General features: G+C 62.6%; 18 protein-coding genes. 6 read left to right on the plus strand and 12 right to left on the minus strand.

The window, feature by feature from the left end; all coding sequences use genetic code 11:
• Positions 1-154 precede the first annotated feature (154 nt).
• From LOY50_RS20550 to LOY50_RS20585, 8 genes are all read right to left on the minus strand, one after another.
• On the minus strand, positions 155-1,192 hold the full coding sequence (locus LOY50_RS20550; RefSeq protein ID WP_258689056.1) for an AI-2E family transporter: 1,038 nt from the start codon (positions 1,190-1,192) through the stop codon (positions 155-157).
• Between the two features lie 64 nt (positions 1,193-1,256).
• Positions 1,257-2,075, minus strand: coding sequence for a DUF4892 domain-containing protein (locus LOY50_RS20555; RefSeq protein WP_253476953.1), 819 nt, complete (start codon positions 2,073-2,075; stop codon positions 1,257-1,259).
• 129 nt (positions 2,076-2,204) lie between these two features.
• Positions 2,205-3,056: an alpha/beta hydrolase gene (locus LOY50_RS20560; RefSeq protein WP_253476955.1), complete on the minus strand. Its 852-nt coding sequence runs from the start codon at positions 3,054-3,056 to the stop codon at positions 2,205-2,207.
• Positions 3,053-3,847: an alpha/beta fold hydrolase gene (locus LOY50_RS20565; protein ID WP_253476958.1), complete on the minus strand. Its 795-nt coding sequence runs from the start codon at positions 3,845-3,847 to the stop codon at positions 3,053-3,055. The genes LOY50_RS20560 and LOY50_RS20565 overlap by 4 nt, the downstream gene beginning before the upstream one ends.
• 280 nt (positions 3,848-4,127) lie before the next feature.
• Positions 4,128-4,571, minus strand: a complete 444-nt coding sequence (locus tag LOY50_RS20570) for a hotdog fold thioesterase (protein ID WP_063324859.1) — start codon at positions 4,569-4,571, stop codon at positions 4,128-4,130.
• Positions 4,572-4,670: 99 nt separating this feature from the next.
• Positions 4,671-5,114 (minus strand): phosphohistidine phosphatase SixA, encoded by a 444-nt coding sequence (sixA, locus tag LOY50_RS20575; RefSeq protein ID WP_258689058.1) that lies wholly within the window; start codon positions 5,112-5,114, stop codon positions 4,671-4,673.
• Positions 5,111-5,458, minus strand: coding sequence for a DUF4389 domain-containing protein (locus LOY50_RS20580; protein ID WP_003204392.1), 348 nt, complete (start codon positions 5,456-5,458; stop codon positions 5,111-5,113). The genes sixA and LOY50_RS20580 overlap by 4 nt, the downstream gene beginning before the upstream one ends.
• Before the next feature lie 30 nt (positions 5,459-5,488).
• Positions 5,489-6,514 (minus strand): NAD(P)H-dependent glycerol-3-phosphate dehydrogenase, encoded by a 1,026-nt coding sequence (locus tag LOY50_RS20585; protein ID WP_003204394.1) that lies wholly within the window; start codon positions 6,512-6,514, stop codon positions 5,489-5,491.
• 199 nt (positions 6,515-6,713) lie between these two features.
• Between LOY50_RS20585 and LOY50_RS20590 the strand changes: the two genes are divergently transcribed.
• The 5 genes from LOY50_RS20590 (at position 6,714) to fabB (ending at position 13,670) form a co-directional block, all read left to right on the plus strand.
• Positions 6,714-8,837 carry a TonB-dependent siderophore receptor gene (locus LOY50_RS20590; protein WP_258689060.1) on the plus strand — a complete coding sequence of 708 codons (2,124 nt, stop codon included), beginning with the start codon at positions 6,714-6,716 and terminating at the stop codon, positions 8,835-8,837.
• A complete protein-coding gene (locus LOY50_RS20595; RefSeq protein ID WP_253476965.1) occupies positions 8,838-9,770 on the plus strand; it encodes an ABC transporter substrate-binding protein in 933 nt (310 codons plus the stop codon).
• The gene (locus LOY50_RS20600) at positions 9,767-11,674 is read left to right on the plus strand and encodes an ATP-binding protein (protein WP_258689061.1); all 1,908 of its coding nucleotides are present in this window, start codon (positions 9,767-9,769) and stop codon (positions 11,672-11,674) included. Before LOY50_RS20595 ends, LOY50_RS20600 begins: the two co-directional genes overlap by 4 nt.
• 248 nt (positions 11,675-11,922) lie before the next feature.
• Positions 11,923-12,438, plus strand: a complete 516-nt coding sequence (gene fabA, locus LOY50_RS20605; RefSeq protein WP_003204400.1) for a 3-hydroxyacyl-[acyl-carrier-protein] dehydratase FabA — start codon at positions 11,923-11,925, stop codon at positions 12,436-12,438.
• Positions 12,439-12,449: 11 nt separating this feature from the next.
• Positions 12,450-13,670, plus strand: a complete 1,221-nt coding sequence (fabB, locus tag LOY50_RS20610; RefSeq protein ID WP_014339570.1) for a beta-ketoacyl-ACP synthase I — start codon at positions 12,450-12,452, stop codon at positions 13,668-13,670.
• Positions 13,671-13,853: 183 nt separating this feature from the next.
• Here fabB and LOY50_RS20615 read toward each other — a convergent pair whose 3' ends face one another.
• Positions 13,854-14,318 (minus strand): DUF3859 domain-containing protein, encoded by a 465-nt coding sequence (locus LOY50_RS20615; protein WP_025214927.1) that lies wholly within the window; start codon positions 14,316-14,318, stop codon positions 13,854-13,856.
• A 209-nt stretch (positions 14,319-14,527) separates the two neighbouring features.
• Entirely contained in the window at positions 14,528-15,544 is a 1,017-nt protein-coding gene (locus tag LOY50_RS20620; protein WP_258691264.1) for an amidohydrolase family protein, read from the minus strand.
• A 120-nt stretch (positions 15,545-15,664) separates the two neighbouring features.
• Here LOY50_RS20620 and LOY50_RS20625 point away from each other — a divergent pair, with 120 nt between their 5' ends.
• Positions 15,665-16,525, plus strand: coding sequence for a pirin family protein (locus tag LOY50_RS20625; protein WP_258689062.1), 861 nt, complete (start codon positions 15,665-15,667; stop codon positions 16,523-16,525).
• A 206-nt stretch (positions 16,526-16,731) separates the two neighbouring features.
• Here LOY50_RS20625 and LOY50_RS20630 read toward each other — a convergent pair whose 3' ends face one another.
• Both LOY50_RS20630 and htpG read right to left on the minus strand, forming a co-directional pair.
• Positions 16,732-17,460: a dienelactone hydrolase family protein gene (locus LOY50_RS20630; RefSeq protein WP_258689063.1), complete on the minus strand. Its 729-nt coding sequence runs from the start codon at positions 17,458-17,460 to the stop codon at positions 16,732-16,734.
• A 146-nt stretch (positions 17,461-17,606) separates the two neighbouring features.
• Positions 17,607-19,511: a molecular chaperone HtpG gene (gene htpG / locus LOY50_RS20635; RefSeq protein WP_024617132.1), complete on the minus strand. Its 1,905-nt coding sequence runs from the start codon at positions 19,509-19,511 to the stop codon at positions 17,607-17,609.
• Positions 19,512-19,596: the final 85 nt, after the last annotated feature.

Consider the following 19,596-nt stretch of genomic DNA (forward strand, 5'->3'; position numbering starts at 1 on the left):
GAGCTTGCTCCCGCTGGGCTGCGCAGCAGCCCTGAAGCCAGCCGACACGGTGCATCAGACGGATCGAGGTCATAGGTTTGGGGTCGCTTCGCAACCCAGCGGGAGCAAGCTCCCTCGCCACAAGTGTTCGGGCCACAGGTACTCGGCATTCAAGCTATCGCGCCTGGCTTTTGCTCCAGTCCGTCAACAGGCTATACGCCACCGCCAGCAGGGTCGGGCCGATGAACAGGCCGATGAAACCGAAGGCAATCAACCCGCCGAACACCCCCAGCAGCACGATGACCAAGGGCAGGTTTCCGCCACGGCTGATCAGGTAAGGCTTGAGCACGTTGTCCACGCCACTGATGATGAACGTGCCCCAAATGCCGAGGAACACCGCCATCCCGTACTCACCCTTCCACGCCAGCCACGCCGTGGCGGGGATCCACACCAGCGGTGGCCCCATGGGGATCAGGCTCAACAGGAACGTGACGATACCCAGTACCAGCGCCCCCGGGACCCCGGCGATCAGGAAGCCTATCAGCGCCAGCACGGCCTGGGCCGCCGCGGTGCCAATCACGCCGTTGACCACCCGTTGCACCGTACCAGCCACCAGCTCGATGTAGTAACCGGCACGGTCGCCGATCAGACGCTCCAGCAACCCGTGGACGAACACCGCCAGGCGCGGGCCGTCGCGATAGAAAAAGAACACGAACACGATGCTCAGGGTCAGCTCGAGTATGCCGCCGCCAATCTGCGCACTGCGCGCCAGCAGCCAGTTGCCGACCTGCCCCAGGTAAGGCCTGGCGGACACCATCAGCGCGGCCCCCTGCTGGTCGATGCTGTTCCAGACGCCGACCAGCCGTTCGCCCACCAGCGGTACACCGGCCAACCAGGTCGGGGCTTCGGGCAAGCCGTCGACCTGTGCGTCCTTGATGAACGCGGTGGCATCGCGCACATGGTCAGCCAGGTTGAAACCCAGCCACACCAGCGGCACCGCCACCAACAACATCCAGCCGACTGTCAGCAGCGCCGCCGCCAGGGATTCGCGACCATTGACCCAGCGGGTCAGCAGGCGCATCAGCGGCCAACTGGCGAACGCCAGCACCGCCCCCCAGAACAGCGCCGACCAGAACGGCGCCATGACCCAGAGGCTTGCGCCGAACAACACCAGGAGCAGGATCTGCACCAACAGCCGATCGTTATTGATCATGTAGGGTCTCGAAAAAATGAACAGGAGCGCGGCAGCGGCGTGAAACCCGCTGCCCCGAGACAGCTTAGCGCAGCAACTCCAGGTGCAATCCCGCCGCCTCGCCGCTGGCGGCCTCCATGCGCGCCGCCCGAACGCCCTGGCCCGCCAGAGCCTCAATCCAATCCTCGGCCCGGGGACCGGCGATATTGACCCGCAAGCCCGTGTCCAGGTTCAGCGCCCGGGACAACAGGCGCAACCAGGTGTCGTCTGGCTCACCGGCAAGACGCGGCAAATCCAGGACCCCAGTGTCCTTGAGCTGGCGCAGCAGCGTGGCCGACGTCGGCAGCAAGTCCCCCAGCGCTGCGTTCGCCTCGAACTGCTCGACATGCAGGTAGGCCTTGCGATTGCCGCGGGTGATGGCATACAGCGCAATCAGTGTGCTGTCCGCCGGTGGTGCCAGGCGCAGCAGCAGGAAGGCCTGGTCGTTGTCGGCGCCATAGAGCTTGGAGTTGCCGAAGACGTCGTTGGCCCACAGGCTGCTTTCGCCGCAATCGCGGGCCTGGCACCAGAACAACAGCTCGGCGCCCTGTTTCTGCAACGCTTCGCGCGCGGCGGTAAAGGCCTGGGTGGCGGAATGTTCCGGCGGCAGTTCGTAAGTAACAGACGTGACGTTCCCACGGGCATCGACCTGGCCGTCGAAACGCAACTGGCCGCTGATCTTGCGGATCGAGCCCATGGGATAGACGCGTTCCATGTCGCTGGTTTGCCGGTAATCGACAATCTGCGCGTCGGGCATGCGCGGAACACGCTCCAGGTCGCGACTGCCTGGCACATCGACGGCGAACGACGCCGGGCTGAAGCAGGCCAGCACCAGCAGGACGAGTGAGTGAACGGATAATTTCATCGGGTCGGCTTGGCCTGGGACGCTTGGACGCAACGGGCGTCGTCGATGCACCGCGAGGCTGATAAACAGAGGTCTGTCATGGTTGTCTCCCTTTCAACCCGCCCAGCCTCGACAGTTGCCCGCCGCAAGTCAAGGAACGGTGAAGAACCGATTGAAACAGTCTGCTACAAGCGTGGCACCGACCTCGTCGTTCAGATGTAGATGATGGCCGCCGGGCAACTGCTCATGACTGAAGGGTAGACGCTCCAGCAACTCCGAGTGCTGGGCCAGCATGCCGTCGGCTGCCACCACCAGATGCGCCGGACAACCAACCCGCGCCACGAACGCCATGGCCTGCTCATCGGTCAGGCGCAAAGGCGATGGCAAGGTCAGGCGGTTGTCGGTGCGCCAGGTATAGCCCCCGGGCACCGGCATCAGGCCCCGCTGGGCCAGCAATTCGGCGGCCTCGCGACTGACCGCCACCAGCCCCTTCATCCGTGCTTCGATGGCCCGTTCGAGGGTTTTGTAGACCGGCTTGCGTTTCTGCTGCAGATCCAACTGGGCTTGCAGGGCCATGCCCATGCGCTCGGCCGCGTTATCGCCTTTGGCTGTCGGAGGAATGACCCCGTCGATCAGCCCCAGGTGCGTCACCCGCTCCGGCAGGGAGCCGGCCAGCACCAGCGAGACAATGGCACCCATGGAGTGCCCCAGCAGGGCGAAACGCTTCAAGCCCAGTTGCTCGGCGACTTGCAGCACATCGTGGGCGTAGTCCCAGAGGGCATAACCGGCACCGGGCGGCCGATGCCCGGAGTGACCGTGGCCGGCCATGTCCAGGGCAATCACCCGCAGGCCCTCGAGCCTGGGCGCCAGGCGGGCGAAACTGTTGGCGTTGTCCAGCCAACCATGCAGGGCAATCACCGGCAGCCCATCTTCCGGCCCGAACAGGTGGGCCGCCAGTTCGATGTGCGGCAGGCTCAGGCGGACTTCCTCGACCACACTCATGCGTTGTGCCCTTCCCAACGCTGGAACAGGTTCTTGAGCAGGTTGGCCGTGTCCTGTGGACGTTCGAGGGGGAACATATGGCCGCCGGGCATGCTCAGGGATTCGCCATGGAGCATACGCCCCACCGAACGGGTGTGATGACGCATCACCACGCGACTCTGCCGACCGCGCACCACGGCCAGCGGCACCTTGAGCTTACGGGGCCGCCCGGGGCTGGTGTGCGGCACGCCGCGGTAAATGCTGATTTCGGTGGCAGGGTCGAAGCGCAGCCGTAACCGGTCGCCGACTTGTTGCAGACCGTGTTGCAGGTAGGCGTCGAAGCAATCCGGATCAAAGCTGCGGAACAGGGTCTTGCCGGCAAAATACTGCCGGGCCGATGCCAGGTCAGCGAACTCCTCACGCCGACCCAGGGTCCGGCCCGCTGGCGTCAGGCGGTCAATTAAGCCCAGGCGCTTGGCGGCCAGGATCACCCACTGGTCGGTACGGGTCAGCAGCGGCGAATCGAGCATGACCACGCCCCGATACAGCTCCGGGCAGCGCAACGCCGCGTGCAGGTGCAGCACGCCGCCCAGTGAGTGACCGACGCCCCACACAGGCGTCGGTTGCTGCTCCAGGTGATGGATCAGTTCGTCCACCAGGTTGTGCCAGTTATCGTCCACCGGAAAACGCGGGTCATGGCCGTGCAACTCCAGATGCGCGACCTGGTACTGCGGCGCCAGCGCGGCGAACAGCTTGCCGTAGGTGGCCGAGGGAAAACCGTTGGCGTGGGCGAAAAAAATCTGTTGCGACATGACAGCCGATCCATTGGGGAACTGGGGCAGATTGTCCGCAGAACCCGACGGCACGGCAATGACCGTAACTGACAGGAATGATGACAGTCGAGCTTGGGCTATGGGGTTATATGAGCGATGAAAACCTGTGGCGAGGGAGCTTGCTCCCGCTGGGCTGCGAAGCGCCCCCCCAAACCATCCGCCTGACACACCGCATCGCCTGGTCTTGGGCCTGCTGCGCAGTCCAGCGGGAGCAAGCTCCCTCGCCACAAGAGCTTCCCCGCCACAAATGCATTCGGGTTCAACGCGCCGGCGGCTGTTCACCCAGCGGCACCACGGCCATGGTCAGGCGCGACACGCAGTTGACCTTGCCCTCGTCATTGACCAGGCGGATGTCCCAGACCTGGGTGGTGCGGCCCAGGTGGACCATCCGGGCCGTGGCGGTCACCCGTCCGCTGCGCACACCGCGCAGATGGTTGGCATTGATCTCCAGGCCCACGCAATAGAACTTGCTGGCATCGACACAGAGATAGGCCGCCATGGACCCGACCGTTTCGGCCAGTACCACCGAGGCACCGCCGTGCAGCAGGCCGAACGGCTGGTGGGTGCGATGATCGACCACCATGCTGGCGGTCAGGGATTCGTCGTCGAAAGACTCGAAACGAATGTCCAGCATTTCGCTGATGGTATTTTTACCGGCAGCGTTCAGTTGCTCGATGTTGGGGGTGGTGCGCCACAGACTCATCGTTGCCCTTCCTGTGTGGTTTTTTTATTGCATTCAATCCTGCACAGCACTGTGGGAGCAAGGCTTGCCCGCGATGCAGACGCTGGGGTGGATCAGGTATTACAGACGCTTGAGCGTCATCGCCCCGGCCAGCGGCATGTCGCCTTCCAGCTCGGCCAGGCCGGCGGTTTGCACCTGCTCGGGGTGTTGCAGATGGCCGTGCTGCAGAAAGCCCAGCAGGCTGCCCACCAAAGGGTTATGGCTGACCAGCAGCACATTGTCCTGGTCCTCGAGGCGTTCCAGGACTTTTTGCGGCCGGGTGTCCGGCGTGAGCCAGTTCACCGTGATCAGCTCAGGCTGAAAACCCAGCGCTTCGCGCACCAGTTGTGCGGTCTGCTGGGCGCGCAGATAGGGACTGGCGTAAATCGCGGTCAGGGGCTGGCCGATCAATTGCGCGGCACTGCGCAACACCTCCTCGCGACCGTGAGCCGTCAGGGCCCGCTCCGGATCGGGACGGGTACCGTACGGCTCAGCCTCACCATGACGCAACACCCACAATCTCATAGCTTCGGCTCCTCGTCCCGGGCCGGATGCGGGGCCGGCGCCACGGTGTGAGGCGCTTCACCTTCAGGCGTGCGCGGGGTCGGCCAGTCCGCGAACGGCCAGGGTTTCTGATCGCTGTGAAAGGTACCGAAACGACCGATCTGGGCCAGGAACTGGCTCAGGCTGTCGCCGAAATTCATCAGGCTGGCACTGGGAGCGCCGTAGATCAGCCGATAGATCAACTGCACCAGCACCACGGCGCCGAGGATGAATTGCGCCACCTGCCAGACCAGCAGGTAAATCACCATCCACAGCACACGCAGCAGGATGGATTCGTATTGGGGTTGTCCTTGCGGATCGTTCATGGCTCGCTCCTGCTTGCGGTCAATAAAGGTTCAGTTGAAACCGCTGGTGGAAATGAAATCGACGTCGGTCTTCGGTTCGCCACGCATCAACAGCTCGATCACCTGTTCAAGCGTGCGCCCTTCGAACAGGATCGCGTGCAGCCCGGCGACCAGCGGCATGTACACCCCCGCCTCCTGGGACTTGGCCTTGAGCACCTTGAGGGTATTGACCCCTTCGGCCACTTCACCCAGGCGCGACACGGCCTCGTCGAGGCTCAAGCCTTGGCCGAGGGCAAAACCGACCTGGTAGTTGCGGCTCTTGGGCGAGGAACAGGTGACGATCAGGTCGCCCACGCCGGCCAACCCCAGGAAGGTCATCGGATTGGCGCCCTGGCTGACGGCAAAGCGGGTCATTTCCGCCAGCGCACGGGTGATCAGCATGCTCTTGGTGTTCTCGCCCATGCCCAGCGCCACCGCCATGCCGGCGATGATGGCATAGACGTTCTTCAACGCCCCGCCCAGTTCCACACCGAAACGGTCGGCACTGGCGTAGACCCGAAAGGTGCGGCCATGCAATGCCGCCTGGACCCGCTGGCAGAGCTCCTCATCCTCACTGGCGACCACGGTGGCGGTCAGCGCGTGCTCGGCGATTTCCCGCGCCAGGTTCGGCCCGGAGATCACACCGATCCGAGCCTTGGGCGCGATTTCTTCGAGAATCTCGCTCATCAGCTTGAAGGTCTTGGCTTCGATGCCCTTGGTCAGGCTCACCAACAGCTTGCCGCTCAAGCGTTCTGCGTAGGGCGCCAGCACCGAACGCAAGGCGCTGGATGGCAAGGCGACGAAGAACAGGTCGCTGCCCTCCAGGGTTGCCTGCAAGTCAGTCACCGGTTCCACTTCCGGGCGGATCTTGATGCCCTTGAGGTAACGCGGGTTCTCGCGATTGACCCGGATGGCCTCGGCCTGCTCCGGGTCACGCATCCACTGGCGCACCGGGTGACCATTCTCGGCCAGCAGGTTAGCCACGGCGGTGCCGAAACTCCCGCCTCCCAGGACCGCAATCGGGCGCTGTTCAGTCATATGCAATCCGTTCATCCATACCAAGTGGCAATGCGGGGCATTATACGGAGCGGCCAGAGCGCGACCAGCCCCGGCAACAATTACCACCAGCTGTAGGAAGCTGACCATCAATTCCTAGGAAAATGCTGTCAACGCGAATGGAAAAGTCGTTCAGCTCGGTTAACATGCCCGCCATCCACCCTATCTCAAAGGCTGTGCCGTGTCCGTTGGCCCTTCCCGTCCAGGCTCGTCCCTGCTATTGGCACTGATCATCAGCCCGCCAGTGCTGGGCGACGACCTGTTCGTGGACAGCCAGCCCATGCCCCAGGTGCTGACGGCCACGCGCCTCAAGCAATCACCAGCGGCAGTGCCAGGCAGCATGACCGTGCTCGACAGCGAGTTGATCAAGGCCAGCGGCGCCCGCGATATCAGCGAACTGCTGCGCCTGGTGCCGGGCATGATGGTCGGCAACATCAGCGGCAACCAGGCCGCGGTGAACTACCATGGCACCAACGCCAGCGAAGCCCGCCGCATGCAAGTGCTGATCGACGGCCGCTCGGTGTACCGCGCCGGCCTGGCCACGGTGGACTGGAGCGATATTCCGGTGGCCATGGAGGACATCGAGCGGATCGAAGTCTTCCGCGGCCCCAACACCGTCAGCTACGGCGCCAATGCGCTGATGGCGGTGGTCAACATCATCACCCGTGCCCCGGCCGACAGCCACGGCACCCGGTTGAAAATCACCCGTGGCCAACGCGGCATCAGCGACTGGTACGCCAGCCAGGGCAGCGGTTGGGACGGCGGCGACCTGCGGTTGTCGTTGTCCGGCCAGGAAGACGATGGCTTTGACAGCGACCGCAACGGCGCCGATTACCGCGACAGCCGCCGCCTGAACCGCTTCAACCTGTCCGTCAGCCAGACGTTGAACGAGCAGCAAAGTATCGATTGGCAGTTGAACGCCAAGGACGGGACCAATCAGCGGCCCTACACCTACCACCCGGTGTTCGCCGGGATTACCGCCGCCGGCGACAATTCCGACGTCATCGCCAAGGACTACGCAGGCTCACTGCGCTGGAACCTGGACCTGGACCCCGACCACAGTCTTTATGTACAGGGCTCGATCCAGCACTGGGATCGCCAGCAGACCTGGCGCGCCTGCGACGCCGAGGTGTCCTTCAGCCCGCAATTGACCGACCTGTGGCAGCTCAACCCCTACTATGCCGAGAAGCTGGCGCGCAATATCCCCAGCTACATCAGCAGCGGCGCGCCAGCCGGCACGCCACAGGAACAGGCGTTGGCCAATCAGGTACTCGACCAGTGGCGCAACGGTGCCTCGCAAACCCTGTGCGGCGACATCGACCAGAGCGCCCGGGAATCGCGCTACGACCTGGAGATCCAGGACACCCTGAGCCTGTCCGACAGCCTGCGACTGGTCACCGGCGCCAACTATCGCTATGACCGGGCCGATTCGCAGACATACTTCAACGGCACCCTGGACGACACCACCTGGCGCCTGTTCGGCCAGCTCGAATGGCGGGCCACCGAGCATTGGTTGTTGCAGGGCGGCGCGATGTTCGAAGACACCCGCCTGACCGGCAGTTCGCTGACCCCACGGGTCGCGGTCAACTACCTGATCACCCCGCGCCACGGACTGCGGGCGGTGTACTCCGAAGCCGTGCGCTCCCCGGACATGTTCGAGAACAACGTCAACTGGAGCTATCAAGTCACCAACCTGCAACCCGCCGCCTTCGGCCAGAACAGTGCCCGTTACTTCGTCCGGACCCGCGGCCCGGGCAACCTGGAACAAGAGCACATGCGCTCCCGGGAATTGGGCTACAACGGTTATTTCGTGGACCTGGGGCTGGCGGTCGACGTGAAACTGTTCCATGACGAAATCACCGACATGATCAGCGAACCGTTGCGCAACAATCAGTACATCGCCAGCAACAGCAACGAATCGCAATTCTCCGGGGCCGAAACCCAGGTCGACTGGCGCGTGACCAGCGCCGACCGCCTGCGCCTGACCTATGCCTATGTCGACGCCCAGGCCAGCAACCCCCTCGACGAACAACTGACCGCCCGCAACAGCGGTTCGGCCGGCTGGCTACGGGACTGGGGCCAAGGCTGGAACAGTGCGCTGTTCTATTACGCCGCCGACGCCCTCAATGGCTATCGCTACGAACGGGTAGACACCCGCCTCGCCCGGCGCATTCCCCTGGGCAAGGCCAGCCTGGAACTGGCAGGAGTCCTGCAGCAGCGCCTGGACAACCAGCCCACCACGTTTATCGACAATCGCTACGACTCCCGCCATGTCGTGTACTTCAGCGCGGAGTTGTCTTTCTAGATGTCCCGACGCCCACCCCGCAAGACGCCATTTCATGGCCGCCTGACGCTAGCCCTATGCCTGGTGTTTGCCGGTTGGCTGGCGACCATCGAGGCCCAGGCCGCCGAGATCCTGCTGACCGGCGCCGAGGACAGCCCCGGCGTGCAATCTTTCACCCATGCCCTGAAAACCCTGCGCCCTGAAGACAGCGTGCGGTTTACGCCGCTGGCCAACCTGCCAGCACCAGACAAGCTGCCGGGCAATGTCCGCCTGATCCTGCTTGACCTGCCCAGCCTCGACTGGCGCCTGCAAGACGCCCGGGGCCCGGCCACCCTGGTGCTGCGCATCAGCCGCCAGCAAGCCCGTGATCGCCTGGGCGAAGCAACGCCTGCGCACCTGAGCCTGCTGTGGAGCGATCCACCGATGGCGCGGCAATTGCGGCTGATCCGCGCCATCCTGCCGCAGGTGCGACGGGTCGGCGTGCTCTACGACACCCACAGCGAATTCCTGCTCAAGGACATTCAACAGGCCGCGGCACCGCTGGGCCTGACCCTCGTCAGCGAACGCTGGGACGACACCAATGACAGCCGTTCCCTGCAAAACCTGCTGGGCCAGAGCGACGTGCTGCTGGGTCTCGATGACCCCGACTTGTACAACCCCAAGACCGTGAAGAACCTGTTGCTCAGCAGCTACGCCCGGCAACGCGCCCTGATCGGGCCCAGCGCCGCATTCGTCAAGGCCGGCAGCCTGGCCAGCACCTATAGCGACCAACAAGACTGGCTGGCGATTCTCGACGAGTTGCTCGACCGCCCCGCCACCACCTGGCCGCGCACCCTGTATCCGGACCGTTTCAAGGTCCTGGGCAACCGGCAGGTCTCCCGCTCACTGGGGATCGAACCGATTGATGCCGAATCCGTCGCGGCAACGTTGGCCGAAGGAGAACACCGCCCATGACCTTGCGTCGCCGTTGGGACATCAACACCCGAACCCAGCTCATCGCCCTCGGCCCGGCGTTGCTGCTGACTGTGCTGCTGATCAGTTTCTTTACCTTCGTGCGGATCCAGGACTTGCGCCAGGAACTCAATCACACCGGGCAACTGATCGCCAACCAACTGGCCCCCGCCACGGAATACGGGGTGATTTCCGGCAATAAAGAAGTGTTGGAAAGCCTGCTCACCGCCACCCTGGCGACCCCACACGTGCGCTTCCTGGAGATCCAGGACAGCACCGACAAGGTCCTGGTGTACGTCGAACAACCCGAGCAAACCCGCAGCCGTGGCCAGCAGGTTGAAGTCTTCCAGGCCCCGGTGCGCCTGCAGCGCATCGCCCTGAACAATGATTTCCTGCAGGGCAACAGCCCATCCGTGGAGGCCTCCGGCGAAGATTACCTGGGCCGCGTGATCGTCGGCATGTCCAGCGACGCCTTCAGTCAGCGGCAACAGGAGATTCTGTTCAAGGCCGCGATCCTGGCACTGTTCGCCCTGCTGTTCACCTTCCTGGTGGCGCGCCGGCTGGCGACCAACCTGTCCCGGCCGATCCGCGACATCGGTAACGCGGTCAAGGCCATCCAGCAAGGCGACTACAGCACCCCGCTGCCCATCGTCGATGACGCCGAACTGGGGGCCTTGTCGCGGCACATCAACAACCTGGCCGATGGTTTGGGGCAAGCCAGCCGTGAACAGCACCAGGCCATGGCGCAGTTGATCAAGACCCGCGAAGAAGCGGAAAAAGCCAACAGCGCCAAGTCCGAATTCCTGGCGATGATGAGCCATGAACTGCGCACGCCCATGAACGGCGTACTGGGCATGCTGCAGTTGCTGGAAACCACCCGCATGACCGACGAGCAGCACGAGTACACGGCGCTGGCCTCGGAATCCACCGAACACCTGCTGAAGGTGATCAACGACATCCTCGATTTCTCGCGCATCGAACGCTCGGCCCTGGAGCTGGAGCACATCCCGTTCAACCTGGCAGAACTGGTGAGCAGTTGCGCGCAGTCGTTCCAGCACAGCGCCGCGCAGCGCAAGCTGGGCCTGGACCTGCTGGTCCCGGACGACCTGCAGGCCTTGCAGGTCCAGGGCGATCCGACACGGATACGGCAGATCCTGGTCAACCTGATCGGCAATGCACTGAAATTCACCGAGCAAGGCCGTGTCACCGTGCAATGCCAGTGGCAGGCCCTGGACCACGAACTGCTGTGGTTCACCTGCACAGTGCGCGACAGTGGCATCGGAATCCCGGCCGAGAGCCTGGAGCGCATGTTCGACGCCTTCCAGCAGGCCGACAATTCGATCTCCCGGCGCTACGGCGGCACCGGCCTGGGCCTGCCGATCGCCCGTACCCTGGCCGAGCGCATGGGCGGGACGCTGCGGGCCCAGAGCGAAGAAGGCCAGGGTTCGGTGTTCACCCTCGAAATCCCGCTGGCCCTGTCGCGCCAGACGCCAGTGACCCTGGCGCCGCGCCTGCCTATCGGCAGCGGCAGCGGCGATGGCGAAGGCCGCAACGTATTGCTGGTGGAAGACAATCCGGTCAACCAGACAGTGGTCGAAGCCATGCTGCGCAGCCTGGGCTTCACCGTCAGCATCGCCACCGATGGCGCCCAAGCTGTACGCAGCGCCGAAAGCCTGATTTTCGAGGCGATCCTCATGGATTGCCGTTTGCCCATCATCGATGGCTACGAAGCCACGCGGCAGATCCGTCAGTTGCCGGGCTGCGGCGAGGTGCCGATCATCGCCCTGACGGCCAACGCCTTGCAGGGTGACCGCGAAGCCTGCCTCGCGGCGGGCATGAACGATTACCTGGCCAAGCCGTTCAAAAGGAACGACCTGCAGCAGATTCTGCAGCGCTGGGTGAATTAGAACAGGTCACTGGACCATCTGTGACTGGCGTGAAAGGCGAAAGTGCGGCAGTCTTAAGCACCCGAACAAGCCTCGATTGGGGCTTGAATAAAAATTTCAGTGCACAGGTGTACATTCATTTCCCGTGTGCTGTGACTTTCACTACAACGCAATAGTCTATGAGTAGGCTGTCGATTCGAGGCATGAACGCTTCGGTCGGCCGGGAAGATTTGCCCCACCCTGCCGCATGGGACTATTGAGGAGCTCGCATGACCAAACAAAACGCCTTTACCCGGGAAGATTTGCTGCGCTGCAGTCGCGGTGAGCTGTTCGGCCCAGGTAACGCGCAACTGCCCGCCCCGAACATGCTGATGGTGGATCGCATCACCCATATCAGCGAAGAGGGTGGCAAGTACGGCAAAGGTGAATTGGTCGCCGAGCTGGATATCACTCCGGACCTGTGGTTCTTCGCCTGCCACTTCGAAGGTGATCCGGTCATGCCGGGCTGCCTGGGCCTTGACGCCATGTGGCAACTGGTCGGTTTCTTCCTCGGCTGGCAAGGCCTGCCGGGTCGCGGTCGCGCCCTGGGCTCGGGCGAAGTGAAGTTCTTTGGTCAGGTCCTGCCGACCGCCAAGAAAATCACCTATAACATTCATATCAAGCGTGTCCTCAAGGGCAAGCTGAACATGGCCATTGCCGATGGTTCGGTCGCCGTGGATGGTCGCGAGATCTACACCGCCGAAGGCCTCCGGGTTGGCGTTTTCACCTCCACTGACAACTTCTAAGGGTTATCCGCATGCGCCGCGTCGTTATCACTGGTCTGGGCATCGTTTCGTGCCTGGGCAATGACAAAGAGACCGTCTCCGCTAACCTGCGTGCAAGTCGCCCTGGCATCCGGTTCAATCCGGAATATGCCGAAATGGGTCTGCGTAGCCAGGTTTCCGGCTCCATTGACCTTCCCCTCGAAGAGCTGATCGATCGCAAGATCTACCGTTTCGTCGGCCACGCGGCGGCTTACGCCTACCTGGCCATGAAGGACGCCATCGCTGACTCCGGGCTGACCGAAGAGCAGGTTTCCAACCCGCGCACCGGCCTGATCGCCGGTTCCGGTGGCGCCTCCACCTTGAACCAGATGGAAGCGCTGGACATCCTGCGCGAGAAAGGCGTCAAGCGCGTTGGCCCGTACCGCGTCACGCGGACCATGGGCAGCACCGTTTCCGCCTGCCTGGCCACGCCGTTCAAGATCAAGGGTTTGAACTACTCGATCTCCTCCGCTTGCGCCACCAGTGCCCACTGCATTGGTAATGCGGTCGAGCAGATCCAGATGGGCAAACAAGACATCGTGTTCGCCGGTGGCGGCGAAGAAGAACATTGGAGCCAGTCGTTCCTGTTCGACGCGATGGGCGCCCTGTCCAGCAAGCGCAACGACACCCCGGACAAGGCTTCCCGCGCCTACGATGCAGACCGTGACGGCTTCGTCATCGCTGGCGGCGGCGGCATGGTGGTGGTCGAGGAGCTGGAACACGCCCTGGCCCGTGGCGCCAAGATCTACGCGGAAATCGTCGGCTACGGCGCCACTTCCGACGGCTACGACATGGTCGCACCAAGCGGTGAAGGCGCCGTGCGTTGCATGCAGATGGCCATGTCCACCGTTGATGCACCGATCGACTACCTGAACACCCACGGCACCTCGACTCCGGTCGGCGACGTCGCGGAAATGAAAGGTGTGCGCGAAGTGTTCGGCGACAAGGCCCCGGCCATCAGCTCCACCAAGAGCCTGTCGGGTCACTCCCTGGGCGCCGCCGGCGTTCACGAAGCGATCTACTGCATGCTGATGATGGAAGGCAACTTCATGGCCGGTTCCGCCAACATCGACGAACTGGATCCGGAAGTGGCCGACCTGCCAATCCTGACCAAGACTCGCGAAAACGCCACCATCAATACCGTGATGAGCAACAGCTTCGGCTTCGGCGGCACCAACGCCACCCTGGTCATGCAGCGCTGGCAGGGCAAGTAAGCCCCGCCGCTACGCCACACACAAAAACGCCCCGACTGGTTCGGGGCGTTTTTTTTGCCTGGCAAATATGCCTGAGCTCATTGTGGGAGCGAGCTTGCTCGCGATAGCGGTGGATCAGCCTGCATCAATGTTGAATGTGCCGCAGCCATCGCGAGCAAGCTCGCTCCCACAGTGCTCCCTCAATCAGCGCACGACAAACCGCTGCTGCGTCAGCAGCCGATCCCCCTGGAACACCATGAACCGCCACTCCCCCGGCACCACTTCGTGGCTTTCGGTGAATTCGTAGGCCATGACATCCTGAGGCGCGCCGGGCACCAGTTTCTGGATGACCTCGAACTTGTCGTGGCGCACGCCATCGGGGGTGCGGATGCCGGGAGTGAAGTACAACAGAGTCAACGGCTGGTCATCCGCGACCTTGCCGGCCAACTGGTAGCGCATGCCGAACTTGGTGCCCAGCTTCGCCGGCACGCTCTCGGTCTGGCGGATCTGCTCGTTGCTGCGCCGCAGGACCCGCTCTCCCGATTGCAGCTCGGCTTGCGGCCCGTCGAAAACACCGTACTCCACCGGGCCTTCGACACGGACTTCGGCCTGTGCCAGGCCGCAGGTCAACAACAGCGCGACCAGTGCGCTTGAACGGGTGAGGTGCATAGTGCGCTCCTTGATTGAGATGAGCGCGAGGGTATGACGCGGGAGTGACAGGCTGATGACAAAGCGATGTTGGCCATGCCAGCTATAACTTGGGGATAGGGTTGACCTGTGGCGAGGGAGCTTGCTCCCGCTCGACTGCGCAGCAGTCGCCAGATTTGGGGCTACTGCGTAGCCCAGCGGGAGCAAGCTCCCTCGCCACAAAAGCGGACTCAGCGGGCCACTGAGCGCGGCAATACCGAAAGAAAGTTATCCCGCGCCACCTTCCGCGCCACGTCTTGCGGCAAGGCATCGAGAAACGGATCGAAGCTGCGCAGCTCCTTGCCCAACTTGTTGAACCGTCCGACGACATCCGAACCCACCATGAAGCGCTCAGGAAAGCGCTCCACCAGCGTTAGCCACTCATCCCGCGGCTTACCCGCCTCGTCCAGCAAGTACGGCGTGAGCACGCTCCAGGACAGGTCTATGTACAGATTGGGGTAAGCCTCGAGCATGCGGGTCAGGGTCGGCAACAGAAAATCCAAGCGGGTCTGGTGGCGATGGATCTCCATGCTGGTACCGGCGTGAGCCCAGATGAAGCGCGTATGCGGATGATTGCGCAACGGCTCCTCGATTTCTGCCAGGTACAGCGGATTTTTCTCACGCTTGGAAGTGATGTTGGAATGCAGCATCACCGGCAAGTCGTTCTCGGCCGCCAGGTGATAGATCCGCGTCATGGCTTCATTGTTGGCCCGCGGGGTGTCGCCCGAGGTCAGCGCCGTCAGGTCGTCGTGGCGGGTGAAGACCTCGCCGATGCCTTGCCACAAACCCGGGTAGAGATCGAGCATGCGCTGGATATGGGCGGCGGAGTTCTTGTCGTTGGGGTTGAAGCCCGACAGGAAGGGATGAAAGTGCCGGCGCTGCTCGTCGGTCAGCTTGCTCACCGCCGCGGCGACAATCACGTCGGTGGCGCTGTACCAATAGGCATCCGCATCGTCACCGGCGTAATAGCGCGGACGCTTGGGCTCGTCCTCATGCCATTTCTTGGCCACCGGCACACCGGAAATCATCACATGCTCAATGCGATTGTCCGCCATCGCCTGGAGCAACTTGGGCATGCCGGCGGTTTCCTGGAAGAAATCGACGTAATGCAGGTGCGCATCGCTGTAGGCATATTCACGAGCCACGGCGCCGCTGCTGGAAACGACCAGTAGCCAGGCGCAGATCAGACGAGTCAGGGGCACGGGCAGTCTCCAGAAGCCTTGAACAGCGTAGACCCTAACCGTCCCGCCTGGGTTCAAGGCGTATCTGCCGCGTCTGCCGACGACGGGTTATGCTTCGTGCAACCGTTGTTCAACCTGGAAGACAACATGAGCACTCCCCTGACCGTTCGCCCCCGCGCCGAAGATGTCGAAGGCCAGCCGATTCTTCGCCCGCTGCCGTCCGCCAAATGCCGCAGCGTCGGGCCTTTCGTGTTCTTCGATCACATGCTGCAAACCACCTACCCGGCCGGCAGAGGCATGAACATCCGCCAACATCCGCATATCGGCCTGTCCACCCTCACCTACCTGTTCCAAGGAAAACTCCAGCACAAGGACAGCCTGGGTTCCGACCAGGTGGTGGACGCCGGGGATGTCAGCTGGATGACCGCCGGCAGCGCCATCGCCCACGTCGAGCGCACCCCCGAGTCATTGCTGGGCAGCGCATTCGTCATGCATGGGTTGCAAGTCTGGCTGGCCTCGCCCAAGGCCCATGAACAAGGCCCCGGGCACTACAGCCATCACCCGGCACACAGCCTGCCGGTCAGCGAGAACCTGGGGGTCAGCATCCGGATGATCGCCGGGTCAGGCTTTTGCCTGGAATCGCCGGTGCCGGTGCTGTCGCCAACGCTGTATGCCGAGTTGATGCTGCAAACCGCGACGACCTTGCTGATTCCCACCGAACATGCAGAGCGGGCCCTGTATGTGCTGAGCGGCGAGGCGTCATTGGATGGCGAGCCGGTAGAAGCCCATTCCCTGGTGATCCTGCCGACAGGGGAAGAAATGACGCTGTTTGCCGACAGTGACTGCCATGCCGTGCTGTTCGGCGGTGCGCCCCTGGACGGACCGCGACGGATCAACTGGAACTTCGTTTCCAGCGACCCGGCCCGGATCGATGAGGTCCGCCGGCGCTGGGCCGCTGGAGACTGGCCGACGGTGCCGGGGGAAAGCGAGCGGATCGAGTTGCCCTAGCTTCACAACATCCTGTGGCGAGGGGGCTTGCTCCCGCTTGGCTCTGTAGGAGCTGGCGAAGCCTGCGATCTTTTGATCTTGATCTTTCGCTTGAGGTTCAAGTGACTGGGGAAAGATCGCAGCCTCGTTGCACTCGACAGCTCCTACACAGCTCCTACAGGCCCAGCGGGAGCAAGCTCCCTCGCCACAGGTTCAACTTGAAGCATTCAGCCCCTGAACACTTCATCCAACAAATTATGCATCGATCTGAACGCCCGCCCGGCGACCTTGGCGTTGTACATCATCTTGCCCGGCACATTGGCCTGCGGGTCGGTGAACGAATGCACCGCACCGCCGTAGCTCAGCAGTTGCCAATCCACCCCGGCGGCGTTCATTTCATCTTCGAAGGCCGGTAGCTGCTCTTTCGGCACCAGCGGGTCCGAGGCGCCATGCATGACCAACACCGCGCCCTTGATGTTCTGCGCATCGGCCGGGTTCGGTGTATCCAGGGTGCCGTGGAAGGAAATCGCCGCCTTCAGCGGTGCGCCGCTGCGGGCCAGTTCCAGGGCGCAGCAGCCACCGAAGCAAAAGCCGAACGTGGCCAGCCTGGAAGCGTCGACCTGCGCTTCGCCCTGGCTCTGCAGTTGCTCGAGCGCCGCCTGCATGCGCTTGCGCAACAACGCCCGGTCGTTCTTGAGGGGCATCATCGCCGCTCCCGCCTCATCGGCATTGCTCGGGCGAACCGCCTGCCCGTACAGGTCGGCGATCAACACCACATAACCGTTGGCCGCCACCGATCTGGCGATGTCCTCGGCCCCCGCCCCTACGCCCATCCAATTCGGCGCCATCAGCAAACCCGGGCGCGAGCCCTGTTGGCTGACGTCGAAGGCCAGGCGACCTTCATAACTTTGACCATCGATCTGATAGACCAGCGAACGAACCGTAACCTGACTCATGACGGACTCCTCTTGATGAAACATTCAAGAAGCCATTGTGGGAGCGAGCTTGCTCGCGATGACGGTAGACCAGTCAACTCATCTGTTGAATGTTCGATCGAAATCGCGAGCAAGCTCGCTCCCACAAGGGACTTTTCTGCGTCAGATTAAGCTGACAGCTCAACCAACAGCTTGTTCAGGCGACGCACATACGCCGCCGGGTCCTTCAGGCTGTCGCCAGCCGCCAGGGCCGCTTGGTCGAACAGGATGTGCGACAGATCGCCGAAACGCTCTTCGCTCTGCTCGTTGTCGAGTTTTTCCACCAGCGGGTGGGCCGGGTTGAATTCGAAGATCGGCTTGGAGTCCGGGACTTTCTGGCCGCTGGCTTCGAGGATCTGGCGCATTTGCAGGCCCAGGTCCTGCTCACCGATGGCCAGGATCGCCGGGGAATCGGTCAGGCGGTGCGAGACACGCACTTCGCTGACAGCATCGCCCAGGGCCGCCTTGATCCGCTCGACCAGGCCTTCCTTGCTCTTGGCGACTTCTTCGGCGGCTTTCTTGTCTTCTTCCGAATCCAGGTTGCCGAGGTCCAGGTCACCACGGGCCACGTCGACAAAGCTCTTGCCGTCGAACTCGCTGAGGTAGCTCATCAGCCATTCATCGATGCGGTCGGTCAGCAGCAGCACTTCGATGCCTTTCTTGCGGAAGACTTCCAGGTGCGGGCTGTTCTTGACCTGTGCATAAGTTTCACCGGTCAGGTAGTAGATCTTGTCCTGGCCTTCCTTGGTGCGGGCCAGGTAATCGGCCAGGCCAACGATCTGCTCGCCATCGTCACCCTGGGTCGACGCAAAACGCAGCAGGCCGGCGATCTTCTCTTTGTTGGCGAAGTCCTCGGCCGGACCTTCTTTCATCACCTGGCCGAAGTTTTTCCAGAAGCCCTTGTACTGCTCGGGCTCGTTCTTCGCCAGTTTTTCCAGCATGTCCAGCACGCGCTTGGTCAGTGCCGACTTCATGGAATCGATGATCGGATCTTTCTGCAGGATTTCCCGCGAAACGTTCAGCGACAAATCGTTGGAGTCCACCACACCCTTGATGAAGCGCAGGTACAGCGGCAGGAACGATTCGGCCTGGTCCATCACGAACACACGCTGCACGTACAGCTTCAGGCCGCGTGGCGCTTCGCGCTGATACAGATCGAACGGCGCACGGGCCGGCACGTACAGCAACGAGCTGTACTCCAGCTTGCCTTCGACCTTGTTATGGCTCCAGCTCAGCGGGTTCTCGAAGTCGTGGGCGATGTGCTTGTAGAACTCCTGGTATTCCTCGTCTTTCACCTCGGTGCGCGGACGGGTCCACAAGGCACTGGCGCGGTTGACGGTTTCCCATTCCACTTCAGGCTTTTCTTCGCCTTCGGCAGCGGTGACTTCCTTCGGCAGCTCAATTGGCAGCGCGATATGGTCGGAGTACTTCTTGATGATGTTGCGCAGACGCCAGCCATCGGCGAACTCGTCTTCACCGGACTTGAGGTGCAGCACAATGCGGGTGCCGCGATCAGCCTTGTCGACGGTGGCGACTTCAAACTCGCCCTCGCCCTTGGACGACCAGTGCACGCCTTCGCTCGCCGCGAGGCCGGCACGGCGGCTGAACACTTCAACCTGGTCGGCAACGATGAACGCGGAATAGAAACCGACGCCGAACTGACCAATCAGGTGGGAATCTTTCTTCTGGTCACCGGACAGGTTCTTCATGAAGTCGGCGGTGCCGGACTTGGCGATGGTGCCCAGGTGCGTGATCACCTCTTCGCGGCTCATGCCAATGCCGTTGTCTTCGAGGGTGACGGTTTTCGCGTCCTTATCGAAGCTCACACGGATTTTCAGCTCAGCGCCGCCTTCCAGCAATTCTGGCTTGGAAAGGGCTTCGAAACGTAATTTGTCGACAGCGTCAGAGGCGTTCGAAATCAACTCGCGAAGGAAAATTTCCTTATTGGAATACAGCGAGTGAATCATCAGGTGCAGCAGTTGCTTCACCTCGGTCTGGAAGCCCAGGGTTTCCTTTTGAGTTTCCACGCTCATGGTCATCAAACTCCAAGTGGATGGTGGTGTCCGCCTCGCTGAGATTGGCGGCGGGATGTCCTCAAGGTGGGGGCAACGCTGATGA

The sequence above is a fragment of the Pseudomonas sp. B21-010 genome (genome assembly GCF_024749325.1).
GTDB lineage: Bacteria > Pseudomonadota > Gammaproteobacteria > Pseudomonadales > Pseudomonadaceae > Aquipseudomonas > Aquipseudomonas kilonensis.